The sequence below is a fragment of the Streptomyces sp. NPDC088246 genome, assembly GCF_044741025.1.
Taxonomy (GTDB): domain Bacteria; phylum Actinomycetota; class Actinomycetes; order Streptomycetales; family Streptomycetaceae; genus Streptomyces.
In genome coordinates, this window is sequence record NZ_JBIURV010000046.1 from 26,904 (window position 1) to 47,418 (window position 20,515).

Here is a 20,515-nt window from a genome sequence, read left to right on the forward strand (position 1 = left end):
CTCCCGATTTCCGCAGTCCCGGGCCCGCAATGGTCCCCGTCGAAGGGCCCAAGGTCCCGTCAGATATCGGACCCGGTCCGACACAGCCGTGCTGACCTGTGGTTTCTCCCAGGACTTTGGACCCTCGTTCGCTTGTGAATGCTTTCACAAGTTTTTCCCGACCCGCGTCCGGGGCGCGTCCCCCCGGACGCCGCCGGTCCTCGTCTGGTGTGCTGGTCCCCATGCCCGGAATGACTGCCCGCAGCCGCGCCGAGAGACATCGCGCTTCGACCCCGCTGGAACTCTTCTTCGACCTCTGCTTCGTCGTCGCCGTGGCGCAGGCCGGCGGGCGGCTGCTGCATGCCGTCACCGAGGGCCACGCCGCCACCGGAATCGTCAGCTACGCGGCTGTCTTCTTCGCGATCTGGTGGGCCTGGGTCAACTTCACCTGGTTCGCCTCGGCCTACGACACCGACGACCCGCTGTACCGCGTGGTCACGTTCGTCCAGATCACCGGTGTACTCATCTTCGCCTCCGGGGTGCCGCGCGCCTTCGACGCGGGCGACTGGACAGTCGGCGTCGTCGGCTACGTCGTGATGCGGCTCGCCCTCACCAGCCAGTGGCTGCGCGCCGCGTACTGCACCCGGGGCGCCGAGCGGCGCGTCGCACTGCGGTACGCCGTCGGGATCACCGTGGTGCAGCTGGGCTGGATCGGCATGCTGCTGCTGACCGACAACACGGGCGCAGCGCGTGCCGCGGTCTTCGTCGTGCTCGCGCTCGCCGAGATGTCCGTTCCGGCGATCGCCGAGCGCGACCGCCCGACGAGCTGGCATCCGCGCCATATCGGCGAACGGTACGGCCTGTTCACGATCATCGTGCTGGGCGAGACGATCGCGGCGGCCACGGTCGCGGTCCAGAAGGCGGTGGACGAGCACCAGGCGTTCGGCGAGCTGCTGCCGATCGCCGCGGGCGGGCTGCTGATCGTCTTCTCCGCCTGGTGGATCTATTTCACCGTGCCGATCCATGACTACCTCCGCGGCAGCAGGGAAGCGTTCGTCTGGGGATACGGGCACTACCTGATCTTCGGCTCCGCGGCCGCAATCGGCTCGGGCCTCGAGGTCGCGGTGGAGGGGGCCGTGGGCAAGGCCCATGTCTCGGACACGGTGGCGGCCGCCGCGGTGACCGTGCCCTCCGCACTTTTCCTGCTGACGGTGTGGGCGCTGCACGCCCGCCACTTCACACGCGATCTCGCGGAGCAACTGCCGCTCCCCGTGGCCGCGCTGGCCATCCTGGCCTGTACGTTCGCCGGGGAGTGGGCGGTGCTCGCGGCCGGCCTGGTGGCGGCGGTGACGGTGGCCGTGGGGGTGGCACTGTCCCGGCGGCCCGCTGTGACGGGATGAGCACATGGGCGGTACGCGATGAGTGGCGAGTGGCACGTCGTAAGTGGTGAATCCAGTGAGGAGCACGCAATGACGGAAGAACCACGGGAGCCGGCAGAGTACTCAGCACCACAGCGCACATCGCCCTTATCGTCAGGGCCGCTCGACGCGCTGACCGATGTCGCCGGGCTGCGCGTCGGCCATGCGCAGGTGGCGGGCGCGGGCGCACTGAGCGGCACCACCGTGGTCCTCGCCCCCGAGGGCGGTGCGATCGCGGCCGTCGACGTACGCGGCGGCGGCCCCGGCACCCGGGAGACGGACGCGCTCGATCCGCGCAATCTGGTGCAGCGCGTGGATGCCGTCGTCCTGACGGGCGGCAGCGCGTACGGCCTGGACGCGGCGTCCGGCGTGATGGCCTGGCTGGAGGAACAGGGGCGCGGGGTGCGGGTCGGCCCCGATCCGGCGCAAGTGGTGCCGGTGGTCCCCGCCGCATGCATCTTCGACCTGGGGCGGGGCGGTGACTGGCGGGCCCGCCCGGACGCCTCGACCGGCCGCGCGGCAGTGGAGGACGCGGCCGGTACGGAGCCGGGGGCGCCGGTCGTCGAGGGAGGTGTCGGCGCCGGTACGGGCGCGGTCGCCGGGCAGTTCAAGGGCGGGGTGGGCACGGCGAGCGTGCGGCTGGCGTCCGGAATCACGGTGGGCGCACTCGTCGTGGTGAACGCGGCAGGCTCGGTCGTCGATCCGCGTACCGGAGTGCTGTACGGGGAGTACGGCGCCGCAAAACCGCCGGTGTACCCCGCGCCCGAGGTCCACCGGGCGGCGCAGCAGCGCCTGGCCCAGGCACGGGAGGCGAACGCGCGCCCCCCGCTCAACACCACGCTCGCCGTCGTCGCCACGGACGCCGGTCTCACCCGGGCCCAGGCGCAGAAGCTCGCGGGTACGGCGCACGACGGACTGGCGCGCGCCGTCCGCCCCGTGCATCTGCTGACCGACGGCGACACGGTTTTCACGCTGGCCACCGGCGCCCGGCCGCTGGATCCGCAGAACCCGATCGCGCTCAACGACCTGCTGGCGGCCGGTGCGGACGCCCTGACCCGTGCCATCGTGAAGGCCGTCCGCGCCGCTCGGAGCGTCAACGGCCGCCCCGGCGGCGGCAGCTTTCCCGCGTACAGCGATCTCTACGGCGCACACGGGCGCCCCTCACGACCGTCGCCGCACAGCCACCCGGACCCCGACTCGCCTCCCGGGTAAGGAAGTTCGGACGAACCGCCAGGAACCATCTGCGTGTGTCATACGTTTTCCTGAACCCCGGTCACGATGTCGGACCCAGGGACTACGTTAAGCACGCACCAAGTAACACGCGGCGACGGCCTGGAGACAGCACCTTGAGCGATCCGTACGAGACAACCGAGCAGCACCTCGAGCGACTCCTGCGACGGGCACTCAACTCTTTCGACCTGCCCGACAGCACGGTCGAGAGACTCGGTACCGCACTCGCCCACAGCAGTTCCCTGCACTCCTCGCACCACAGTTCCGTACTTCACCGCGAGACCTACCGGCATACGTATCTGCTGTCCGACGGCACCCCCTTCACCCTGTGGGAGCTGGTGCACGGAGGTCCGCGGAGCACGAGGGGCCCGGGGACGGAGCCCGACCTCCGGCACCACGAGCTCTACGACGACGAGGCCGATATCCATATCGCCGCTGCCCGGCTGACCGGCGGCTTCGGTGAGGTCCCGTCGTTCGGGGACGACGGGCCGCATGCCGACCTGGAGATACTCACGGTTCTGATGGCGGCTCCCCCGGTCCCGCTGCCCCGGATGTACGCCCCGGACAATTCCGCCGACCACGCCCGCCGCGTCCTGCGCCGCGCGGAGAACAGCGACGGCCCCGGCGAGGAGACCGCCCGGCTGCTGCGCGCCGCCTTCGCCCACCACATCACCCAGGTCTTCGGCCGGCAGTGCCAGGTGGACGGGCGGGACGCCGGATTCACGCTCTACGAGCACGCCTTCCTGCTCCTCGACGGCAGCGAGACGAGCCTGTGGGAGGTCGAGCACACGGCCACGCCGGACGGCCGCCACATGTGCGAGGTGTACGGCGACGAGGACGCCGCGCGCGGAGCCATGGAGAGCCGCACACGCATCTGCTGACCATGGGGAGGGCGTGGGCCCATGTCCTTCCCCGCACACGCAGGTGCCCGCACCCCCGAGGGGTGCGGGCACCGTCGCGCTTCAGGTCATCACGGCGTCAGCGCGGGCTCCTTGCCGAGCTCGACCTCGGGCTCGGCAACGGTGTCCATACCCTCGTCGCCTCCCTCCACGTGCTGCCGCTGCCGCGCGGGCAGCGCGAACATCACCAGGAAGATCACCGCGAGCACCCCGGCGACACACCACAGCGAGTGCTGGAACGCCTCCGCGAACGCCGGGCCCACCTCCTGCGGCGCCAGCCGGTCACCGATCGCGCCGAGGAAGACGACCGAGACCAGTCCGAGCCCGAGCGCATTGCCCATCTGCTGCACGGTGTTGATCAGCCCGGAGGCCGAACCGGAGTGCTCCTTGGGCACCTCGGAGAGCACCGCGTCCGTCAGCGGCGCCACGATCAGGCCCATCCCGATGCCCATGACCACCAGCGGCAGCGCCATCTGCCAGGACGTGATGCCCATGCCGTACCGGTCGGACTCCCAGATGTAGAGGAGCAGGCCGACGATCATCAGCAGCGCGCCCGTCTGGAGGACCTTGCGGCCGAAGCGGGGCACCAGCTTCTGTACGGAGATCCCGGCGGCGAACGACACGGCGATCGAGAACGGGATACCGGTCGTGCCGGCCCGCAGCGCGCTCCAGCCGAGGCCCATCTGCATGTAGAGCGTCCAGACCAGGAAGAAGATGCCGAGCCCGATGCCGAAGGTCAGCTGCACGGCGATGCCCGCCGCGAAGCTCTTGACCCGGAACAGCGACAGTTCGACGAGCGGCGAACCGTCCTTGCGCGCCTTCGCCCGCTCGAACAACACCAGAACCAGGAACACCAGCAGGCTGCCGACCATCGATACGTGGCCCCACAGCGGCCAGCCCAGCTCATGCCCACGGGTCAGCGGGTAGATCAGCATCAGCATCCCCAGGGTCACCAGGGCGACGCCGACCAGGTCGAGCCGGAGCGCCTTCGGGGCCTTGGACTCGGTGATGAACTTCCGGCCGAGGATCAGGCCCGCGATGCCGACGGGCAGGTTGATCAGGAAGATCGGCCGCCATTCGAGACCGGCGATGTTCCACTCGGTGAGCAGCGCGCCCAGCAGCGGCCCCAGCACGGCACCGAGACCGACGATCGCGCCGAAGAGGCCGAAGACCTTGCCGCGCTCGTGCGCCGGGAAGGTGGCGTGCACGATCGACAGCACCTGCGGGACCATCAGCGCGGCGGTGCCGCCCTGGAGGATGCGGGAGGCGACCAGCATTTCCGGGTTGGCGGCGAAGCCGCAGAGCGCGGAGGCCACGGTGAAGCCGGCGATACCTATGAGGAACAGCCGCTTGCGGCCGTAGATGTCGCCCAGCCGGCCGCCGGTGATCAGACCGGCCGCGAAGGCCAGGGAGTAGCCGGCGGTGATCCACTGGATCGAGCTGAACGAGGCGCCGGTGTCCTCGCGGATGCTCGGAATGGCGATATTGACGATCGTGACGTCGACCAGGTCCATGAATGCCGCGGTCATCACGATGGCGAGCGCGAACCAGCGTCGCCGGTCCGACGGGTCCGAGGACACCGTGGGCCCGGATGCCGTGGACGACAGAGATGAGGAAGAAGTCATATGAGGAAGCTAAACAGCCACTAGGTCAGATCATGACCCAATGGCCGGGCATCCTGATGAGATGACCGACACCCCGGCACGAGGCTGAGCCCATGACCGACACCCCGGCACGACTGCTGAATCTGTTGTCGCTCCTCCAGACGCCCCGCGAGTGGCCGGGCAGCGAGCTCGCCGAGCGGCTCGACGTCAGCCCGCGCACCATCCGTCGCGACATCGACCGACTCCGCGAGCTCGGCTACCCGGTCGAGGCCTCGCGCGGATCGGTGGGCGGCTACCGGCTCGTCGCGGGCACCGCGATGCCGCCGCTGCTCCTCGACGACGAGGAGGCGGTGGCCATCGCGGTGGGCCTGCGGGCGGGGGCCGGGCATGCCATCGAGGGGGTGGACGAGGCGTCCGTACGGGCGCTGGCGAAGCTGGAGCAGGTGCTGCCGTCGCGGCTGCGGCACCGGGTGTCGACCCTGCAGAACGCGACGATGCCGCTGACCCGGGGCGACGGCTCGACCATCGATCCGCACACACTGACGGTGATGGCGGCGGCGGTCACCGGGCGGGAGCGACTGCGGTTCGCCTACCGGGCGGGCGACGGCGCCGAGACGAAGCGGCAGGCCGAGCCGTACCGGCTGGTGAGCACGGGGTGGCGCTGGTATCTCGTCGCGTACGACCTGGGGCGCGAGGACTGGCGTACGTTCCGGGTCGACCGGGTCAGCGAGCCGTTCGCGACCGGGGCCCGGTTCACACCGCGCGAGCTGCCTACGGGTGATGCGGCGGAGTTCCTCAGCAGCTCCATCGCCCGGCGGCAGCCGGAGCTGGCGGTCGATGTGAGCTTCGCGGCCCCGGCGGACTTCGTGTCCGCGCGGCTGCCGGCCTCGATCGGCCCGTTGGAGCGGACCAGCGAGAACAGCTGCCGGCTGCGGGCGGTCCTTTCGGACTCGCTGGAGTGGGTGGCGCTCCGACTGGCGCTGGTGGACTGCGAGTTCACCGCACACGAGCCACCACAGCTGGTGGAGTACCTGAGTCGTCTGGGCGCCCGGCTGACCCGCGCGACAGCACACTGACACGTCGCCGCCCGAACGACGGCCGACCCGGCCGCCACCGAACGCGCAGAAGGTCTGCCTCCACCGAGCGCGCAAAAAGAATGAGCCCCGGCGCCAGGGGGGGGTGGGCGCCGGGACTCGGTTCAGGGGGTCACACGAAGCGACCTATTTCGGAGGTTACTGGACGAAGGCTCACGCCGCAGCGTCAAAACCCGTGTCGTGGGCCATTCGCTTCAGTTCGAGCAGCGCGTGCTTCTCGATCTGGCGGATCCGCTCACGGGTCAGCCCGTGCTGCTTGCCCACCTCGGTGAGGGTCCGCTCACGGCCGTCCTCGATGCCGTACCGCATACGGATGATCGATGCGGTGCGGTTGTCGAGCTTGCCGATCAGGTCCTCCAGCTCCTCGCTGCGCAGCAGCGTCATCACCGACTGCTCGGGCGACACCGCGGAGGTGTCCTCCAGCAGGTCACCGAACTGCGTCTCGCCCTCGTCGTCCACGGACATGTTGAGGCTGACCGGGTCACGGGCCCAGTCCAGGACGTCGCCCACGCGCTCCGGCGTGGAGTCCAGCTCGGCAGCTATCTCCGTGTGCTCCGGCTCCCGCCCGTGCTCACGGTTGAACTCACGCTGCACCCGCCGGATCCGGCCGAGCTCCTCCACCAGGTGGACGGGGAGCCGGATCGTACGGGACTGGTCGGCTATGGACCGGGTGATGGCCTGACGGATCCACCACGTCGCATACGTGGAGAACTTGAAGCCCTTGGCGTAGTCGAACTTCTCGACCGCGCGCACCAGACCCGCATTGCCCTCCTGGATCAGGTCGAGCAGGGGCAGCCCGGCCCGCGGATAGCGGCGGGCGACGGCAACGACGAGCCGGAGGTTGGAACGGATGAATATGTCCTTGGCGCGCTCGCCCTCGGCGACCAGCGCCTCCAGCTCCTCGCGCGTGGCTCCACCGGCTTCGCTCTCCACCGCGCCGTCGAGAATCTGCCGTGAGTAAACACCCGCCTCGACGGTTTGCGACAGCTCGACCTCCTTTGCGGCATCGAGCAACGGCGTACGCGCGATCTCGTCCAGGTACATGCCGACCAGGTCGCGATCGGCGATCTCTCCGCCCGAGGCGCGAACACTGCTTGCCCGGCTGGTCCCGCCGGTGGCGGACGAACGACGGGCGACGGCACGGGTTGCCATGCGTGCTCCCTTGCTGAGTAGGTCGCGACACCCTCTCGGGTGCCCTGCATCCGATGGAAACAACGACTGGAATCCGGACAGAATTCCCATGCCTGGCATTCATTTTCGTGATCATGCAGTACCCTGTGCCGCCGCGAAGGGATTGCACATGCCGAGCATCCAGACAGAAGTGCAGGTCAGGCCGGGCACCGAAGGTGATTTGGTGGCGCTCACGGACATCTACAACCATTACGTACGTGAGACCGCGCTCACATTCGATACGGCCCCCTTTACACCCGAACAGCGGCTGCCGTGGCTTCGTTCCCATCCTGAAGACGGCCCGCACCGTCTTCAGGTTGCTCAGGATGTCCGCATTGTCGGCCCCGCCTCGATCCTGGGGTACGCCACCAGCAGCGCTTTCCGTCCCAAGGCGGCATACGCGACCTCGGTCGAGGTGAGCGTGTACTGCGCCCCGTGGGCCACCGGCCGAGGCATCGGCACGCTCCTCTACTCGTCCCTGTTCGAGGCGCTCGCCGGCGAGGACCTGCATCGCGCGTACGCGGGCATCACCCAGCCCAACGACGCCTCGGCCCGGCTGCACGAGCGCTTCGGTTTCCGCCATGTCGGTACGTACGCCGAGGTGGGCCGGAAGTTCGGCACGTACTGGGACGTGGCCTGGTACGAGAAGCGGCTGGGGCCACAGTCCTAGGGCCCGGCCCGGTCGCGGCCTAGGTCCACGGCCCGTTACGCACCACGGGCGCCGCGCCTAGCGTGCTGCCGTATGAGCGACACAACGAGCAGCGACGGCACAACCAGCCCGAATGGCACACCTGACACCACCACCCGCGCCACCGACGACACCACGGGCACGCTCGACGAGGCGCTGGAACGTCTCCACACCGCGGGCCCCGAACGGAACGGCTGGCTGAGCAATCACGGCCCGATGGCCGTCGAGGCGCTGGTCCGGCACGGTCAGGCACCGGCCGTCCACCGGTGGCTCGACCACTACAGCCACAAGCTGGAGGACATGCCGGACACCGCGTCCCGGGTGACCGCGGAGAACTGGCGCGAGGCCCTGGGCGACCCGCGCCGGATCGCGGACTGGACTGTGTACTTCGAGCGGGAGACGGCCGGGCGCCCCTGGCGGGACGTCCTGACCGAGTGGTGGCCACGGCTGCTGCCCGGCATCGCGGCGGGCGCCACCCACCCCGTGATCCGGGTCGGCCACTCCGTACGCACTCTGCTCGCCGGCGAGGCGAGCGCGCCCCGGATCACCGAGCTCGCCCACGGCCTCGGCTACTGGGCCGCCCGCCACCAGCCGCTTGCCACGCTGACACCACTGGCGCCCGCACCGAGCGCCGCGGCCGCGCTGGACGCCGTACCGCCGGTGCCCGAGCAGAGCGGCGGTATCCGGGACCGGCTGGCACAGCTCACCGCGTTCCCGGTGTGGCCGCAGCGGTTCACCGACGACCCGGACGAGGCGCGGGCCCGGCTGCAGGAACTGGTGCGGGCCGCGACCCACCGCTATGCCACGCACGGGCACGGCGAACCGATCATGCTGGTGCATGCCGCGACCGCACCCAATGCCGTGCTGCGCACGCTGCCCGCGCTCCCCCGCGCGCTGTGGGTGCCGAGCCTGGAGGCCGCCTGGGCGGCGAGCGCCGCAGTCACCGCCGCGTACGGCCCGGCCGAGCCGGCCCCCTACACACCGGCGACAGCGTCCGCCGAGGAGCTCTTCGCACGGGCGGCGGCGCACGGCGACGATCACACCATCAAGTTCACGGACACCGCACTGGACATCGGCGACGCGACGGCCCTCGCCGCCGCACTCCGCTCGATCGAGCTGAACCCGCCGGCCCTGTGACAGGACCTTGGACAGAGCTCAGCCGAACTGCACCGACCGCTTCGCGAGTCCCATCCAGAAACCGTCGATGACGCTGCGGCCCCGGTCCAGCTCGCCCTCCGAGGCGCCGAGCGTCACGAAGAGCGGCGCGAAGTGCTCGGTGCGCGGGTGGGCCAGCCGGCCGGCCGGGGACTTGCGCTCGAAGTCCAGCAGCGCGTCGATGTCCCGCGCCTGGAGCGCCCGGTTCCCCCAGTCGTCGAACTCCGCCGACCAGCCGGGGGTACCGCCGCCCGCATGCCGCAGGGCGGCCAGGTTGTGGGTGAAGAAGCCGCTGCCGACGATCAGGACACCCTCGTCGCGCAGCGGTGCGAGCTTGCGCCCGATGTCCATCAGCTTCTGCGGGTCCAGCGTCGGCATGGAGATCTGGAGTACGGGGATGTCGGCACCGGGGAACATCTCGACCAGCGGGACGTACGCCCCGTGATCGAGCCCGCGGTCCGGGATGTCCTGGACCGGCGTACCGGCTCCGCGCAGCAGTTTGCGTACGTTCTCCGCCAGCGCCGGGGCGCCCGGGGCGGCGTACTGCACCTGGTAGTAGTGCTCGGGGAAGCCCCAGAAGTCGTAGACGAGCGGGACGGCCTCCGTCGCACCGAGGGCGAGCGGGGCCTCCTCCCAGTGCGCGGAGACCATCAGGATCGCGCGGGGGCGGGGCAACTGCGCGGACCAGGCGGCCAGTTCGCCGGGCCAGACCGGGTCGTCGGCCAGCGGCGGTGCGCCGTGGGAGAGATAGAGGGCGGGCATGCGCTCCGCGGTGACAGTCATGGCACTCCCCATCCGCTGTTGATCGAGGTAAGTCTTTTACAGGTCTCTTTGAAAAGGAAGGGTTCTTTAATCTTCAAGCTCCTACCTCCGGAGACCTTAGCTCTATCTAGTTAAACTTTCAAGAAAAGGTCGTACAGTGGAGTACATGACCACGGCACCCCCTGGCGAGCCCCGCTGGCTCTCCGACGAAGAGCAGAGCGTCTGGCGTGCGTATCTGCACGCCACCACGCTCATGGAGGACCACCTCGACCGCCAGCTGCAGCGCGATGCCGGTATGCCGCACATCTATTACGGACTGCTCGTCCAGCTCTCCCAGGCGCCCCGTCGCCGGAAGCGGATGACCGAGCTCGCCAAGGACGCCAAGATCACCCGCTCCCGGCTCTCGCATGCCGTCGCGCGGCTGGAGAAGAGCGGCTGGGTGCGCCGCGAGGACTGCCCGTCCGACAAGCGCGGCCAGAACGCGGTCCTCACCGACGAGGGCTACGAGATGCTCCGGCGGTCCGCGCCGGGCCATGTCAGCGCCGTGCGCCAGGCGATGTTCGACCGGCTCACACCCGAGCAGATGCGCTCGCTCGGCGAGATCATGCAGGTCGTCGCCACCGGACTGCAGCCGGAAGGCACGGACGCGGACCTGCCCTGGCTGCGCTGAGCGGTCGTCGAACGCGGCTCTGCCCCGGTTCCGTCGAACGGAACCGGGGCAGAGCCGCGTTCACATCACTTCACGTCACGCGTTACGCGACCCGCGTCCGTGTTCAGTCCTCAATGGGCGACGACCGGGACCTTGACCTCGTCCTCGACACCGTCGGCGTCACCCGAACCGGAGGTTCCGGTCGCCGCGGTCATCGAGGGACGCCCGGCGTTGATGAAGGTCACCGCGATCGCGGAGGCCACCACCAGGATGCCGACGGCCCACCAGATGGCACCGGTGAAGCCGTGCACCATCGACTGGAGCTTCAGCAGCTCCGGGTCGGTGGCGCCGAGTGCGGCGTGCGAGGTGGCGTACGCCGTCGCGGCCGACGCGGCAATGGTGTTCAGCAGCGCCGTACCGATCGCGCCGCCCACCTGCTGCGAGGTGTTGACCATCGCGGAGGCGACACCCGAGTCCCTCGGCTCGACACCGTGCGTGGCCAGCGACATGGCCGGCATGAACGCCGTACCCATGCCCAGCCCCAGCAGGAGCTGCGCGGGCAGGATGAGCGTGGTGTAGGAGGAGCCGATCTCCAGCTGCGTCAGCAGCAGCATGCCGACGGCAGCGGTCAGGAAGCCGGGGCCCATGAGCTTGCGCGCCGGAACCCGGGTCATCAGCCGGGCACCGATCTGCGTCGAGCCGGTGATCATGCCCGCGATCATCGGGAGGAAGGCGAAGCCCGTCCTGATCGGCGAGTAGCCCTTCACGACCTGCAGGTAGTACGTCAGGAAGAGGAACAGCCCGAACATCGCGATGATGGCCAGACCCAGCGAGAGGTAGATGCCACCGCGGTTGCGGTCCAGCACGACGCGCAGCGGCAGCAGCGGCGACTTGACCCGGGTCTCGGTCAGGACGAATGCCAGGAGCAGCACACCGGACGCGACGAACATGCCGATGGTCAGCGCGTCCGACCAGCCGGCGGACTCGGCGCGGGTGAATCCGTACACCAGGGAGACCAGACCCAGCGCGGACAGGACGACGCCCGGGATGTCGAGCGACGAGCGGTTACGGCTGCCGGCCGGCTCACGGATCACGAAGTACGCACCCGCGGCCGCGACGATCGCGAACGGGATGTTGACGAAGAACGTCCAGCGCCAGTTCAGCGCCTGGGTGAGGAAGCCGCCGAGGATCAGGCCGACCGCGCCACCGCCACCGGCGATCGCACCGTAGATACCGAACGCCTTGGCGCGCTCCTTGGCATCGGTGAACATCACGGCGAGCAGCGACAGGGCCGCGGGGGCGAGCAGCGCGCCGAAGACACCCTGGAGCGCGCGCGAACCGAAGAGCATGCCCTGGTTCTGCGCCGCACCACCGAGCGCGGAGGCCAGTGCGAAGCCGATCAGGCCGACGACAAAGGTCCGCTTGCGGCCCCAGAGGTCGGCGATCCGGCCCCCGAAGAGCAGGAGGCCGCCGAAGGCGAGGGCATAGGCCGTGATGACCCACTGCTTGTTGGCATCGGAAATACCCAGGGCCGTCTGGGCGTGCGGCAGCGCGATGTTCACGATCGTGGCATCGAGCACGACCATCAGCTGCGCAAGGGCGATGAACGCCAGCGCTTTCCAGCGACTGGGGTCCGGGAGTCGTATATCAGCTGTTTTTGACATGGAGGTATCCACCTAAGGACGCGCACGGCGCGCGAAGTCGTGAACCGAGAGGTCGGTGAACGGGCAGTCGGTCGAGGACGGTCGGCGAGACGACCGCCGGCGAAAGGGGGCGCGGTGAAAGGGAAGGGATGGTCAAGGCGTGGCGGGCGCGCCACCGGGCACCCGGTTCAGGGGCCCGGTGCGGGCGTCACGGCCGGCGCCGCAGGTCCTCCAAGGTCGCAGCCGTTCCGGGCAGTTGCGACCGGGCCGGAGCCTCCAGCCCGTCCAGGAACAGCTGTAGATGACGGTGGGTGAACCGGTCGATGTCCAGGCAACCGGTGCCGGGCAGTGGCCGGGTGAGCTGGGAGAGGGCGACCAGCACGTCACCGACGGCGATGTCGGTACGCAGGCGCCCCGCGGACATGGCGCGCGCCACGAGCCCTTCGACGGCCTCTTCGAGGCGCCGACGCTCGGCGAGCAATTCGGGATGGTCCTTGTCGAAGCCGCCGGACAGCATCGGACACAGCGCCCCGATCCGTTCGTCGGCCGCCGCGTGCACGAAGCGGCTGAGCGCGGCGAAGGGATCGGCCTCTTCGGCCGTCGCCTCCTCCGCACGGTCGGTGGTGCGGGAGGTGACCGCGAGCACGACCTCGTGCGTCAGCGCGGCCCGGTCGGGGAAGTTCCGGTAGAGCGTGGCGTTGCCGACGCCGGCGCGGCGGGCGACCTCGTCGAGCGGCACATCCGGCCCGAACTCGACGAACATCTCGCGTGCGGCCGTCACGATCCGCTCCCGGTTGCGCAGCGCGTCGGCCCGCGGACGGGTCGTCCGGGGCTGCGCTGCTCCCGTGGCGGTTCGGGTGACGGTATCCACGACGGCTGTCCCTGCCTTCCGGCTCTTGCGGCTCTTCCGGCTCTCATTACGACGCTGTTGGTCACTGCGACGCTCTTCGTTCTTCATGGCGCCCCCTTCCCATAACCGGGGACCGCCTCCCCGTTTTCGCGAGGACACAGGTCTAAACGGGGAAAGGATCCCCGGTTATTTCCCAGCACAATGTGACCTGAGCCACACCCCCAGAACGGGAAAACCAACCGATCGGCGCACCCAACGAGCGGTGCCGCACCACCCGTCACAGGCTGATCCGCAGAGGGCAGTCGGGGTCGGCCGGCTGCCGCGGACCCCGAGGCGCCTATATGCAGAAGACCCGCCACCGGATACGCAGGCACCGTCACCCGATCGCTCTCGGCTCGGCAACAGTACTGGTCATTGCCGCAACGACCACGGCCAGCAGCAATCTCCCGATACCCGGCCGGGCCTCGGCCGGCCCGGTGGCCACGGCCCGTACGGCGGGGATCGTCCCGTGCCGGATACCGGTGACGATGGGCGTACAGATGTCGGAAGGCATACCGACTCCGGCGGGCTACGCCCGCTCCACGGGCAGGATTCACGCCCTCAACCTGATGATCGACTTCCCGGACGCGCCGGGCCCCGAGCCGGCGATGGACCGGTACGCCGAATTCTTCCCGCAGACCACCAAGTGGTTCCGGACCGCTTCGTACGGGCGGCTCACCTACATCCCCGACGCTCCCGTGAAGTCCTGGCTGCGGATGCCACTGCCCTTCTCGGAGTACGGGATAGGCCGCGGATCACCGTACGAGCCGGGCTACCACCGCCTCGCCGAGGACATAGTCGCCGCAGCCGACCCGAAGGTCGACTTCAGCACGTACGACCTGGTCAACATCCTGGTCACCCCGAACGCCGGGCCCTCCGCCCTGGACACCGTCCTGTCCGTGACGTTCTCCGGCAATGACGACGCCCCGCGCGCGGACGGCGTCCCGCTCACCAACGCGTCCTTCATCTACAGCCGCCAGGACGACGGCTCCGGGTCGTACGCACAGACCGGATACCGCGTCCTGCCGCACGAGAACGGCCATATCTTCGGGCTTCCCGACCTCTACACCCTGGACGGAGGCGGCTCGGTGGGGCACTGGGACATCATGTCCGAGGACTGGGGGGTCAACAACGATCTGCTGGGCTGGCACAAATGGAAGCTCGGCTGGCTGGACAACAAGCAGATCAGCTGCGCCTCCAAGCCCGGCACCAGCGACCACGTCCTGGAACCGCTGGCCACCAAGGGCGGCACGAAGCTGGCGTTCATACCGCTGAGCAGTGAGTCCGGCTACGCGGTGGAGGTACGGACCCGGGCGGGGAACGACCAGGCGGTCTGCCGGCCCGGTGTGCTGATCTACAAGGTGAGCTCGGACGTCGACACCGGTCAAGGACCGGTGTCCGTGGCGGACAGCACCAAGGACAGCAACGGCTGCACCCGGCTGCCCAATGTGCACGCCGAGCTCTCCGACGCCCCCTACGAGCCGGGCGAGACCTTCACCGACCGGGCCAGTGGGATACGCATATCCGTGATCGGCAAAGACGACAAGGGGAACTACCGCGTCCGGATCACCCGCCCCTGACCACAATGCCCCTGACCGCAATGATCACTCGCCCCGACCGCCCGTGATCACCCTCGCCCGCCCACCGGAGTCCATTCGTCCGACCGCCCGCGATCACTCGCCCCCGACCGCCCGCCGCACCTCGGCCTCGACAGGCCCGCGCAACTCCCGCTTGAGGATCTTCCCGGTCGGATTCCGGGGCAGCGGTTCATCGCGTACGAGCACATGGGCCGGCACCTTGAACGCGGCCAGACTCCGCCCGACATGCGCCCGCAGCTCCTCGACCGTGACCGTGGCACCGGACCGCAGCCGGACGACGGCGGCGACCTCCTCACCCAGGACCGGGTGCGCCACCCCCAGCACCGCCGCGTCCTCGACGTCCGGATGGTCGTGCAGCGCCGCCTCGACCTCCACGCAGTACACGTTCTCCCCGCCCCGGATCACCATGTCCTTGATCCGGTCGACGACACCGACCCGCCCCTCGTGCACCACCGCGAGATCACCGGTCCGGAACCAGCCGTCGGTGAACGCCTGCGCGGTCGCCGCCTCGTCCCGCCAGTAGCCGCGGACCAGGGACTGGCCGCGCAGCCACAGCTCACCGACCTCGCCCTCGGGCAGCGCCTCGCCCGCAGGACCGGCGATCCGCACCTCGGTGGTGGGCGTCGGACGGCCGACGCTGCCGGGATGGAGCCTGTATTCGGCGCCGAAGTTCGCCAGGACACCACCGCTGGTCTCGGTCAGGCCGTAGCCGTTGCGGGGCTCGATCCGGTCGCCGTGGCGGGCGGTCAGCTGCGCGACGAGGTCGGGCGGGGCGGCGGCCCCGCCGGTGTTCAGCATCTGGAGGCTCTCCAGGCCGTCACCCGCGTGCTCGGCCGCGGCGAGCAACTGGAGCGCGGTCGCCGGGACGCCCGCGTAGTGCGTGACGTGGTGCTCACGGATCAGCCGCAGCGCGTCCTCGGCGTCCCACTTCCGCATCAGGACAAGCGTGCCGCCCGCCGCCATGGCCGCGTAGAAACCGGTGAACGCGGCGACATGGAAGAACGGGAACGTCAGCAGCGACACCGGGGCGGGCCCCTGCCCCGGGATGATCCCGCGCCCGAGCATGGAGGCTGCCGCGTGGTAGCGCGGGTTGAGTGCGGCCCCCACCTGGGCGAGATGCGTGGCGACCGCGCCCTTGGGCCGGCCGGTGGTGCCGGAGGTGTAGATGATCGTCGCGTCGTCCTCGGGCCGGATCTCGACCTCGGGGGGCGCGGCGAGCGGATCGGGCGCGGACAGGTCCTCGTACCGCTCGACGCCGTCCGGAACCGCCCCCTCCGCGTGGAAGACGACCACGCGCGCCCCGTTCTCCGCCGCCCACCCGGCGACCTTCGGCAGCCTCTCGCCGTCCACCAGGAGCACCCGCGGCTCGGAGTCGTCCAGTGCGTAGGTGAACTCGTCCTCGGTCCACCAGGCATTGAGCGGCACGGCGACGAGACCGGCCAGCTGCGCGGCCCAGAAGGCGATCTGCCACTCCGGGTGGTTACGCATCGCGACAACGGCCCGGTCACCCCGGCGGAGCCCGTACGCCCCGGCCATCCGGCACGCCAGCGCGGACGCGGCGGCGAAGAACTCGGCGTAGGAGCAGCTGCGCTCCCCCGCGATCAGGAACGGCCGGTCCCCGAAGGCCCAGGTGGTCTCCACGAACTCACGGAGCGTCCTGGGCCCGTCCGCGTACACGAGCGAGCCCGCATGCACCCCGTCCTCCACCCGCACCACGGCGAACGGGGCTCCCGGACCGGTGAGCGCGGCTTCGATACGAGCGACAGCCTCCGCGGCCGCGGCCTCTGCGGCAGCGGCCGATGCCTGGGCGTCCGGGTCGGGGGTGGCGGGGGTCGGGTCGGTGTGCGGCACGAACGACCTCTCTAAGCGCTTGCTCAGTACATTCGCGACGGTATGCCCGCCCCCGCCCCTCGTCAAGACAACCGTCCCGCCCCGCCTCACCAGCCCACGGGGAGGTTGCGCGGGGCACACGTGACCTGCCCGCTCGTCCAGTCGGAGGGGGAGCCGAAGGTGCCGGGGCCATTGAGCACCGTCCAGCGCCCGGCCACGGGCACCTGGGCCGGCACCGGCGACCGTTCCCCGGACGGGCGCCGGCTGCGCGCCAGGGTCCAGCGCATGAGCCCGCCAATGGCGAGCAGCGCGACGCCGGTGTACCAGAGAGGGCCCAGGCCCTGCTTGTTCACCAGGATGCACAGCACCCCCGGCACCGAAGATCAGGCCGTGCCGCTTCCACAGTCCTGACAGCAATGCGCACCCCCCGCTCGCGGGCCTTCGCAGGCAGCTCGGCCGACGACGTGACCTCCCACATCAGCGCGTGCCGAGCCCGCGGCGATGTCGCCGAGAACATCGTCCCCACGCAGGGGTCCCCCTCGCCCACCCCCTCCAGCCGATGCCCTCCTCCACCGACTTCACCCTTCATTGACCATTTCATTGCGGTTGCCCCAGTCGACGCAATGCGTCACCAGCCACCGCAGGAGACCATGGAAGGACCAGGAGACACGGGAATCATCCAGCCTCGCAGGGCCGGCGTCACCAGCGCGTCGCGTCGGCAGGAGGAAGGGGCGCCCGGGATGAGTGAGGCCGTAACTTTCGGTGCCGACAGCGACTCGTCGGGCCCCCTGCCGGAGCGGCCGAGCGGGTTGCTGGACGCACTCGGCGTGGCGGTGGTGGGGCTGAACGCCTCCGGGCAGATCGCATTGTGGAGCCCGCAGGCACAGGAGCTGTTCGGCCACGCCGCGCAGGAGGCACTGGGTCGGCACGCGACGCGGCTACTGATCCCTGAGCAGTACATGGACCTGGTGGCCGGCGAATGCGAGCGGATGAGGGAGACCGGCGAGGGCTGGGCCGGGGTCCTTCCCGCCCGGCACAGGGACGGCAGTACGCGGCCGGTGGAATTCCGTTGCACGCGACTGCCGGACGAGCAGGGGGACTTGTACGCGCTGGGCATCGCCACAGACGCGTCGACGCTGCGTGAGATGGAACGGGACGTGGCGTTGTCCAAGCAGCTGATCGTCCAGTCGCCGATCGGGCTGGAACTCCTGGATACCGAACTGCGTTACGTGGCCGTCAATCCGACGATGGAACGGATGCATGGTCTGTCCGCCGAGGAGCACCTCGGCCGGGGTTTCCGCGAGGTCCTGCCCTCCGTCAGCGTCGACGCGTCGGAGGCGGCAGTCAGGGAAGTGCTTGCGACCGGACGCCCCCAGGTCGACAAGTACACCATCGGCCGCACCCCGGCCGACCCCGACAACGATCACGCCTGGTCCGTTTCCGTCTACCGACTGGAGGACCCCGGCGGTCAGGTCCTGGGGGTCGCCACATCGGTGGTGGAAGTCACCGACCGGTACGGTGCGATCGCAGCGGCGGCCCAGGCCCGGCAGCGGCTGGCCCTGATCGCCGAGGGCTCTGCCCGTATCGGCACCACCTTGGACATCAAGCGGACGGCCCGCGAGCTGGCCGACGTCGTGGTGCCCGAGCTCTCCGACGTCGCGGTGGTGGACGTACTCGACTCCGCCCTGGACGATCGCCGCCCCGCGACACCCGGCAGCGGCCCGGCGCTCGTTCGCACCCTCGCTGTGAAGACCGCCTCCTTCACGGAGGTGGCCCCCGCTGTCGGCACGGCCGATCACCTGGTCAGCTATGACGCCGACCGGCTGCCCGCCCAATGCGTGCGTACCGGTCAACCGATCATGGTGGCTCACGTGGACGAATGGGATCTGGCACGCATCGCCCACGACGCCAGGGCCGCCGCCGTCCTGGCCAGTGCCGGCATCCACTCCTATCTCGCGATACCACTGACCGCCCAGCGCGGGACGTTCGGACTCCTGACCCTGATGCGCGGCCGCAATCCGCTCCCCTTCGACGCGGACGACGCCACCCTGGCCTGCGAGCTGGCCGGCCGGACTGCGGTGTCCCTCGACAATGCGCGCCTGTACCAGAGCGTCCGCAACATCGCGGTGAAGCTCCAGCGCAGCCTGCTGCCGTGTCCGACACCGCCCGCGGGACTGGAACTCGCCACTCGCTACCAACCCGCGGGAACCTCGACCGAGGTCGGCGGCGACTGGTTCGACGTCATCCCCCTCTCCGGAGACAGGACCGCGCTCGTGGTGGGCGATGTGATGGGCAGCGGCATCGATGCGGCCACCACGATGGGCCGCCTGCGCACCGCCACCGCGACCCTGGCCGAGCTCGATCTCCCGCCCGCCCAGGTGCTGCGACACCTCGACAAGATCACAGCCGGCCTGGACCCCTACATCGCCACCTGCATCTACGCCGAATACGACCCGCACAACAACCAGTGCCGCATCGCCGCGGCCGGACACCTGCCCCCCGCGCTGACACGCGCCGGCGAACCCCCCGAACTGCTCGACCTGCCCCCCGGCGCACCCCTCGGTGTCGGCGGCGTCCCCTTCGAGACGACCACCGTCCCCCTGCGCCCCGGCGATCAACTGGTCCTCTACACCGATGGCTTGGTCGAAACACGCCGCGACACCATCGACGATCGCCTGAACGTCTTCCTCGGCGTACTCGACGGCCCCGACCGCTCCCTGGAAGAAACCTGCGACCGCCTCCTGGCCTCGCTGCGCGACCCGGACGATCACGACGACGTGGCCATACTCATCGCCCGCCCCCGACCGAGCCCCTGACACCCCCACCCCCTCACCGCCCACCCGGCCGACTCCCACACGCACCACCGCCCCTGCCCGGCTCCACCTCCGCCACTCGGGCCGGGCTCACGGCCACAGACGCAGCCGAACAAGAACCCCAGGTACCAACCGCATCCCACCCGCTACACTGTCCGCGGTGGCCCAGCCTTCACTGGCCGGACCACCACAACCCTGTCGGCTAGCTGACCTGCAACCCACCGCCCATTCGGGCCGGGCTTCAGACACATCTTTCGACAGATCCCAGCCTTCGTAGCTCAGGGGATAGAGCACCGCTCTCCTAAAGCGGGTGTCGCAGGTTCGAATCCTGCCGGGGGCACAACGCATTACGCCGCTGACCTGGGGTTTCTCCCCCAGGGAGGCGTTCTATTCGGCCTCAGACCCCTCGTCCGGGGCCGTTTGCGTGAGCGGACGGGGAGTTGCTCTCCCGAATATCTCCTAACGGATCACCATCATCCGGCACGGACTCGTCGGCCTCGCCGGCCTGGGCGTCCGTCCCGGGCCCGGTGTCCAGAGGTGGCTCGTGCGCGCGGCACGAGCCGGGCGGCGGCCTCGGTGGCTTTGTTCACGGGTTTGGGCAGCAGCTGCTCAGTGGTTTGGGAGGCACCCGGACTGTGCCACGTTCGATGTTCACGAGAAACGACAGCACTCGGCCGTCAGCCACAGCTGCGCCACTCGGACGACGCGGTCCGGGGAAACGGACTCCCTCCAACACGTGCACTGATCATGACCGAGCGGCCTACTGGATGCTCCAGCGGTGCGGGTGGCTGGGCTCTTCGGGGCAGGCGAAGATGTTGAGTTCGCCCCAGCGGCCCACGGTGACCTCGGTCGGTGTAGCGGACCTGTGCGTGGGAAGGTCCTGCTCTTCCAAGTGGCTTCCAGCTGCCGCTGCCGCCGTCCCATTCCGAGCTGTCGATGGTCAGCAGCAGGTGCATCGGTGTCGAGCAGGTCCGGCAGTTCATGGGGAACGGGTCAGTGTGTCGGCGTCGTTTGAACCGTGACCCTCTGGCGGCGGATCAAATCTGACTCACTTCGTGGCATCCATACGAACCTGATCTTGATTGGAGATCGGG

At 69.8% G+C, this 20,515-nt stretch carries 17 protein-coding genes and 1 tRNA gene; 10 read left to right on the forward strand and 8 right to left on the reverse strand.

Annotated elements, in window-relative coordinates; translation table 11 throughout:
* The first annotated feature begins 230 nt into the window (after positions 1-230).
* The 3 genes from ACIPEK_RS37430 (at position 231) to ACIPEK_RS37440 (ending at position 3,508) form a co-directional block, all read left to right on the forward strand.
* Positions 231-1,379 carry a low temperature requirement protein A gene (locus ACIPEK_RS37430; RefSeq protein WP_402005804.1) on the forward strand — a complete coding sequence of 383 codons (1,149 nt, stop codon included), beginning with the start codon at positions 231-233 and terminating at the stop codon, positions 1,377-1,379.
* A 69-nt stretch (positions 1,380-1,448) separates the two neighbouring features.
* Positions 1,449-2,609 (forward strand): P1 family peptidase, encoded by a 1,161-nt coding sequence (locus ACIPEK_RS37435; RefSeq protein WP_402005762.1) that lies wholly within the window; start codon positions 1,449-1,451, stop codon positions 2,607-2,609.
* A 134-nt stretch (positions 2,610-2,743) separates the two neighbouring features.
* Positions 2,744-3,508, forward strand: a complete 765-nt coding sequence (locus ACIPEK_RS37440; protein ID WP_402005765.1) for a DUF6227 family protein — start codon at positions 2,744-2,746, stop codon at positions 3,506-3,508.
* An 89-nt stretch (positions 3,509-3,597) separates the two neighbouring features.
* On the opposite strand, the gene ACIPEK_RS37445 is transcribed toward ACIPEK_RS37440, so the two are convergent.
* A complete protein-coding gene (locus tag ACIPEK_RS37445; protein ID WP_402005766.1) occupies positions 3,598-5,151 on the reverse strand; it encodes an MFS transporter in 1,554 nt (517 codons plus the stop codon).
* 92 nt (positions 5,152-5,243) lie between these two features.
* Here ACIPEK_RS37445 and ACIPEK_RS37450 point away from each other — a divergent pair, with 92 nt between their 5' ends.
* On the forward strand, positions 5,244-6,206 hold the full coding sequence (locus ACIPEK_RS37450; protein ID WP_402005768.1) for a helix-turn-helix transcriptional regulator: 963 nt from the start codon (positions 5,244-5,246) through the stop codon (positions 6,204-6,206).
* A gap of 171 nt (positions 6,207-6,377) precedes the next feature.
* Here ACIPEK_RS37450 and ACIPEK_RS37455 read toward each other — a convergent pair whose 3' ends face one another.
* On the reverse strand, positions 6,378-7,376 hold the full coding sequence (locus tag ACIPEK_RS37455; protein WP_402005771.1) for an RNA polymerase sigma factor RpoD/SigA: 999 nt from the start codon (positions 7,374-7,376) through the stop codon (positions 6,378-6,380).
* A gap of 148 nt (positions 7,377-7,524) precedes the next feature.
* On the opposite strand from ACIPEK_RS37455, the gene ACIPEK_RS37460 reads away from it, so the two are divergent.
* Positions 7,525-8,064, forward strand: a complete 540-nt coding sequence (locus tag ACIPEK_RS37460; protein WP_383067257.1) for a GNAT family N-acetyltransferase — start codon at positions 7,525-7,527, stop codon at positions 8,062-8,064.
* A 72-nt stretch (positions 8,065-8,136) separates the two neighbouring features.
* Complete coding sequence (locus ACIPEK_RS37465; protein ID WP_402005774.1) at positions 8,137-9,219, forward strand: questin oxidase family protein; 1,083 nt, start codon at positions 8,137-8,139, stop codon at positions 9,217-9,219.
* 18 nt (positions 9,220-9,237) lie between these two features.
* On the opposite strand, the gene ACIPEK_RS37470 is transcribed toward ACIPEK_RS37465, so the two are convergent.
* Entirely contained in the window at positions 9,238-10,020 is a 783-nt protein-coding gene (locus tag ACIPEK_RS37470; protein ID WP_382952671.1) for a dioxygenase, read from the reverse strand.
* Positions 10,021-10,156: 136 nt separating this feature from the next.
* Here ACIPEK_RS37470 and ACIPEK_RS37475 point away from each other — a divergent pair, with 136 nt between their 5' ends.
* Entirely contained in the window at positions 10,157-10,669 is a 513-nt protein-coding gene (locus ACIPEK_RS37475; RefSeq protein ID WP_402005777.1) for a MarR family winged helix-turn-helix transcriptional regulator, read from the forward strand.
* A 110-nt stretch (positions 10,670-10,779) separates the two neighbouring features.
* On the opposite strand, the gene ACIPEK_RS37480 is transcribed toward ACIPEK_RS37475, so the two are convergent.
* Both ACIPEK_RS37480 and ACIPEK_RS37485 read right to left on the reverse strand, forming a co-directional pair.
* The gene (locus ACIPEK_RS37480; protein WP_402005780.1) at positions 10,780-12,312 is read right to left on the reverse strand and encodes an MFS transporter; all 1,533 of its coding nucleotides are present in this window, start codon (positions 12,310-12,312) and stop codon (positions 10,780-10,782) included.
* Positions 12,313-12,499: 187 nt separating this feature from the next.
* Positions 12,500-13,162 carry a TetR/AcrR family transcriptional regulator gene (locus tag ACIPEK_RS37485; protein WP_383067247.1) on the reverse strand — a complete coding sequence of 221 codons (663 nt, stop codon included), beginning with the start codon at positions 13,160-13,162 and terminating at the stop codon, positions 12,500-12,502.
* Between the two features lie 320 nt (positions 13,163-13,482).
* Here ACIPEK_RS37485 and ACIPEK_RS37490 point away from each other — a divergent pair, with 320 nt between their 5' ends.
* Positions 13,483-14,760, forward strand: coding sequence for a M6 family metalloprotease domain-containing protein (locus ACIPEK_RS37490; RefSeq protein WP_402005783.1), 1,278 nt, complete (start codon positions 13,483-13,485; stop codon positions 14,758-14,760).
* A 93-nt stretch (positions 14,761-14,853) separates the two neighbouring features.
* On the opposite strand, the gene ACIPEK_RS37495 is transcribed toward ACIPEK_RS37490, so the two are convergent.
* Both ACIPEK_RS37495 and ACIPEK_RS37500 read right to left on the reverse strand, forming a co-directional pair.
* The gene (locus ACIPEK_RS37495; protein WP_402005786.1) at positions 14,854-16,629 is read right to left on the reverse strand and encodes a class I adenylate-forming enzyme family protein; all 1,776 of its coding nucleotides are present in this window, start codon (positions 16,627-16,629) and stop codon (positions 14,854-14,856) included.
* 86 nt (positions 16,630-16,715) lie between these two features.
* Complete coding sequence (locus ACIPEK_RS37500) at positions 16,716-16,976, reverse strand: hypothetical protein (RefSeq protein WP_402005789.1); 261 nt, start codon at positions 16,974-16,976, stop codon at positions 16,716-16,718.
* Positions 16,977-17,348: 372 nt separating this feature from the next.
* Between ACIPEK_RS37500 and ACIPEK_RS37505 the strand changes: the two genes are divergently transcribed.
* Positions 17,349-19,424, forward strand: a complete 2,076-nt coding sequence (locus ACIPEK_RS37505; protein WP_402005792.1) for a SpoIIE family protein phosphatase — start codon at positions 17,349-17,351, stop codon at positions 19,422-19,424.
* A gap of 264 nt (positions 19,425-19,688) precedes the next feature.
* A tRNA-Arg gene (locus ACIPEK_RS37510) sits at positions 19,689-19,761 on the forward strand.
* 420 nt (positions 19,762-20,181) lie between these two features.
* On the opposite strand, the gene ACIPEK_RS37515 is transcribed toward ACIPEK_RS37510, so the two are convergent.
* The gene (locus tag ACIPEK_RS37515) at positions 20,182-20,313 is read right to left on the reverse strand and encodes a hypothetical protein (RefSeq protein ID WP_402005795.1); all 132 of its coding nucleotides are present in this window, start codon (positions 20,311-20,313) and stop codon (positions 20,182-20,184) included.
* Positions 20,314-20,515: the final 202 nt, after the last annotated feature.

What these genes read in the sequence shown, in the direction of transcription:
- ACIPEK_RS37465 (WP_402005774.1), top strand. Translation starts at nt 8,137, where the DNA reads ATGAGCGACACAACGAGCAGCGACGGCACAACCAGCCCGAATGGCACA.
- ACIPEK_RS37505 (WP_402005792.1), top strand. Translation starts at nt 17,349, where the DNA reads ATGAGTGAGGCCGTAACTTTCGGTGCCGACAGCGACTCGTCGGGCCCC.
- ACIPEK_RS37460 (WP_383067257.1), top strand. Translation starts at nt 7,525, where the DNA reads ATGCCGAGCATCCAGACAGAAGTGCAGGTCAGGCCGGGCACCGAAGGT.
- ACIPEK_RS37470 (WP_382952671.1), bottom strand. Translation starts at nt 10,020, where the DNA reads ATGACTGTCACCGCGGAGCGCATGCCCGCCCTCTATCTCTCCCACGGC.
- ACIPEK_RS37445 (WP_402005766.1), bottom strand. Translation starts at nt 5,151, where the DNA reads ATGACTTCTTCCTCATCTCTGTCGTCCACGGCATCCGGGCCCACGGTG.
- ACIPEK_RS37450 (WP_402005768.1), top strand. Translation starts at nt 5,244, where the DNA reads ATGACCGACACCCCGGCACGACTGCTGAATCTGTTGTCGCTCCTCCAG.
- ACIPEK_RS37480 (WP_402005780.1), bottom strand. Translation starts at nt 12,312, where the DNA reads ATGTCAAAAACAGCTGATATACGACTCCCGGACCCCAGTCGCTGGAAA.
- ACIPEK_RS37435 (WP_402005762.1), top strand. Translation starts at nt 1,449, where the DNA reads ATGACGGAAGAACCACGGGAGCCGGCAGAGTACTCAGCACCACAGCGC.
- ACIPEK_RS37430 (WP_402005804.1), top strand. Translation starts at nt 231, where the DNA reads ATGACTGCCCGCAGCCGCGCCGAGAGACATCGCGCTTCGACCCCGCTG.
- ACIPEK_RS37455 (WP_402005771.1), bottom strand. Translation starts at nt 7,376, where the DNA reads ATGGCAACCCGTGCCGTCGCCCGTCGTTCGTCCGCCACCGGCGGGACC.
- ACIPEK_RS37490 (WP_402005783.1), top strand. Translation starts at nt 13,483, where the DNA reads ATGCAGAAGACCCGCCACCGGATACGCAGGCACCGTCACCCGATCGCT.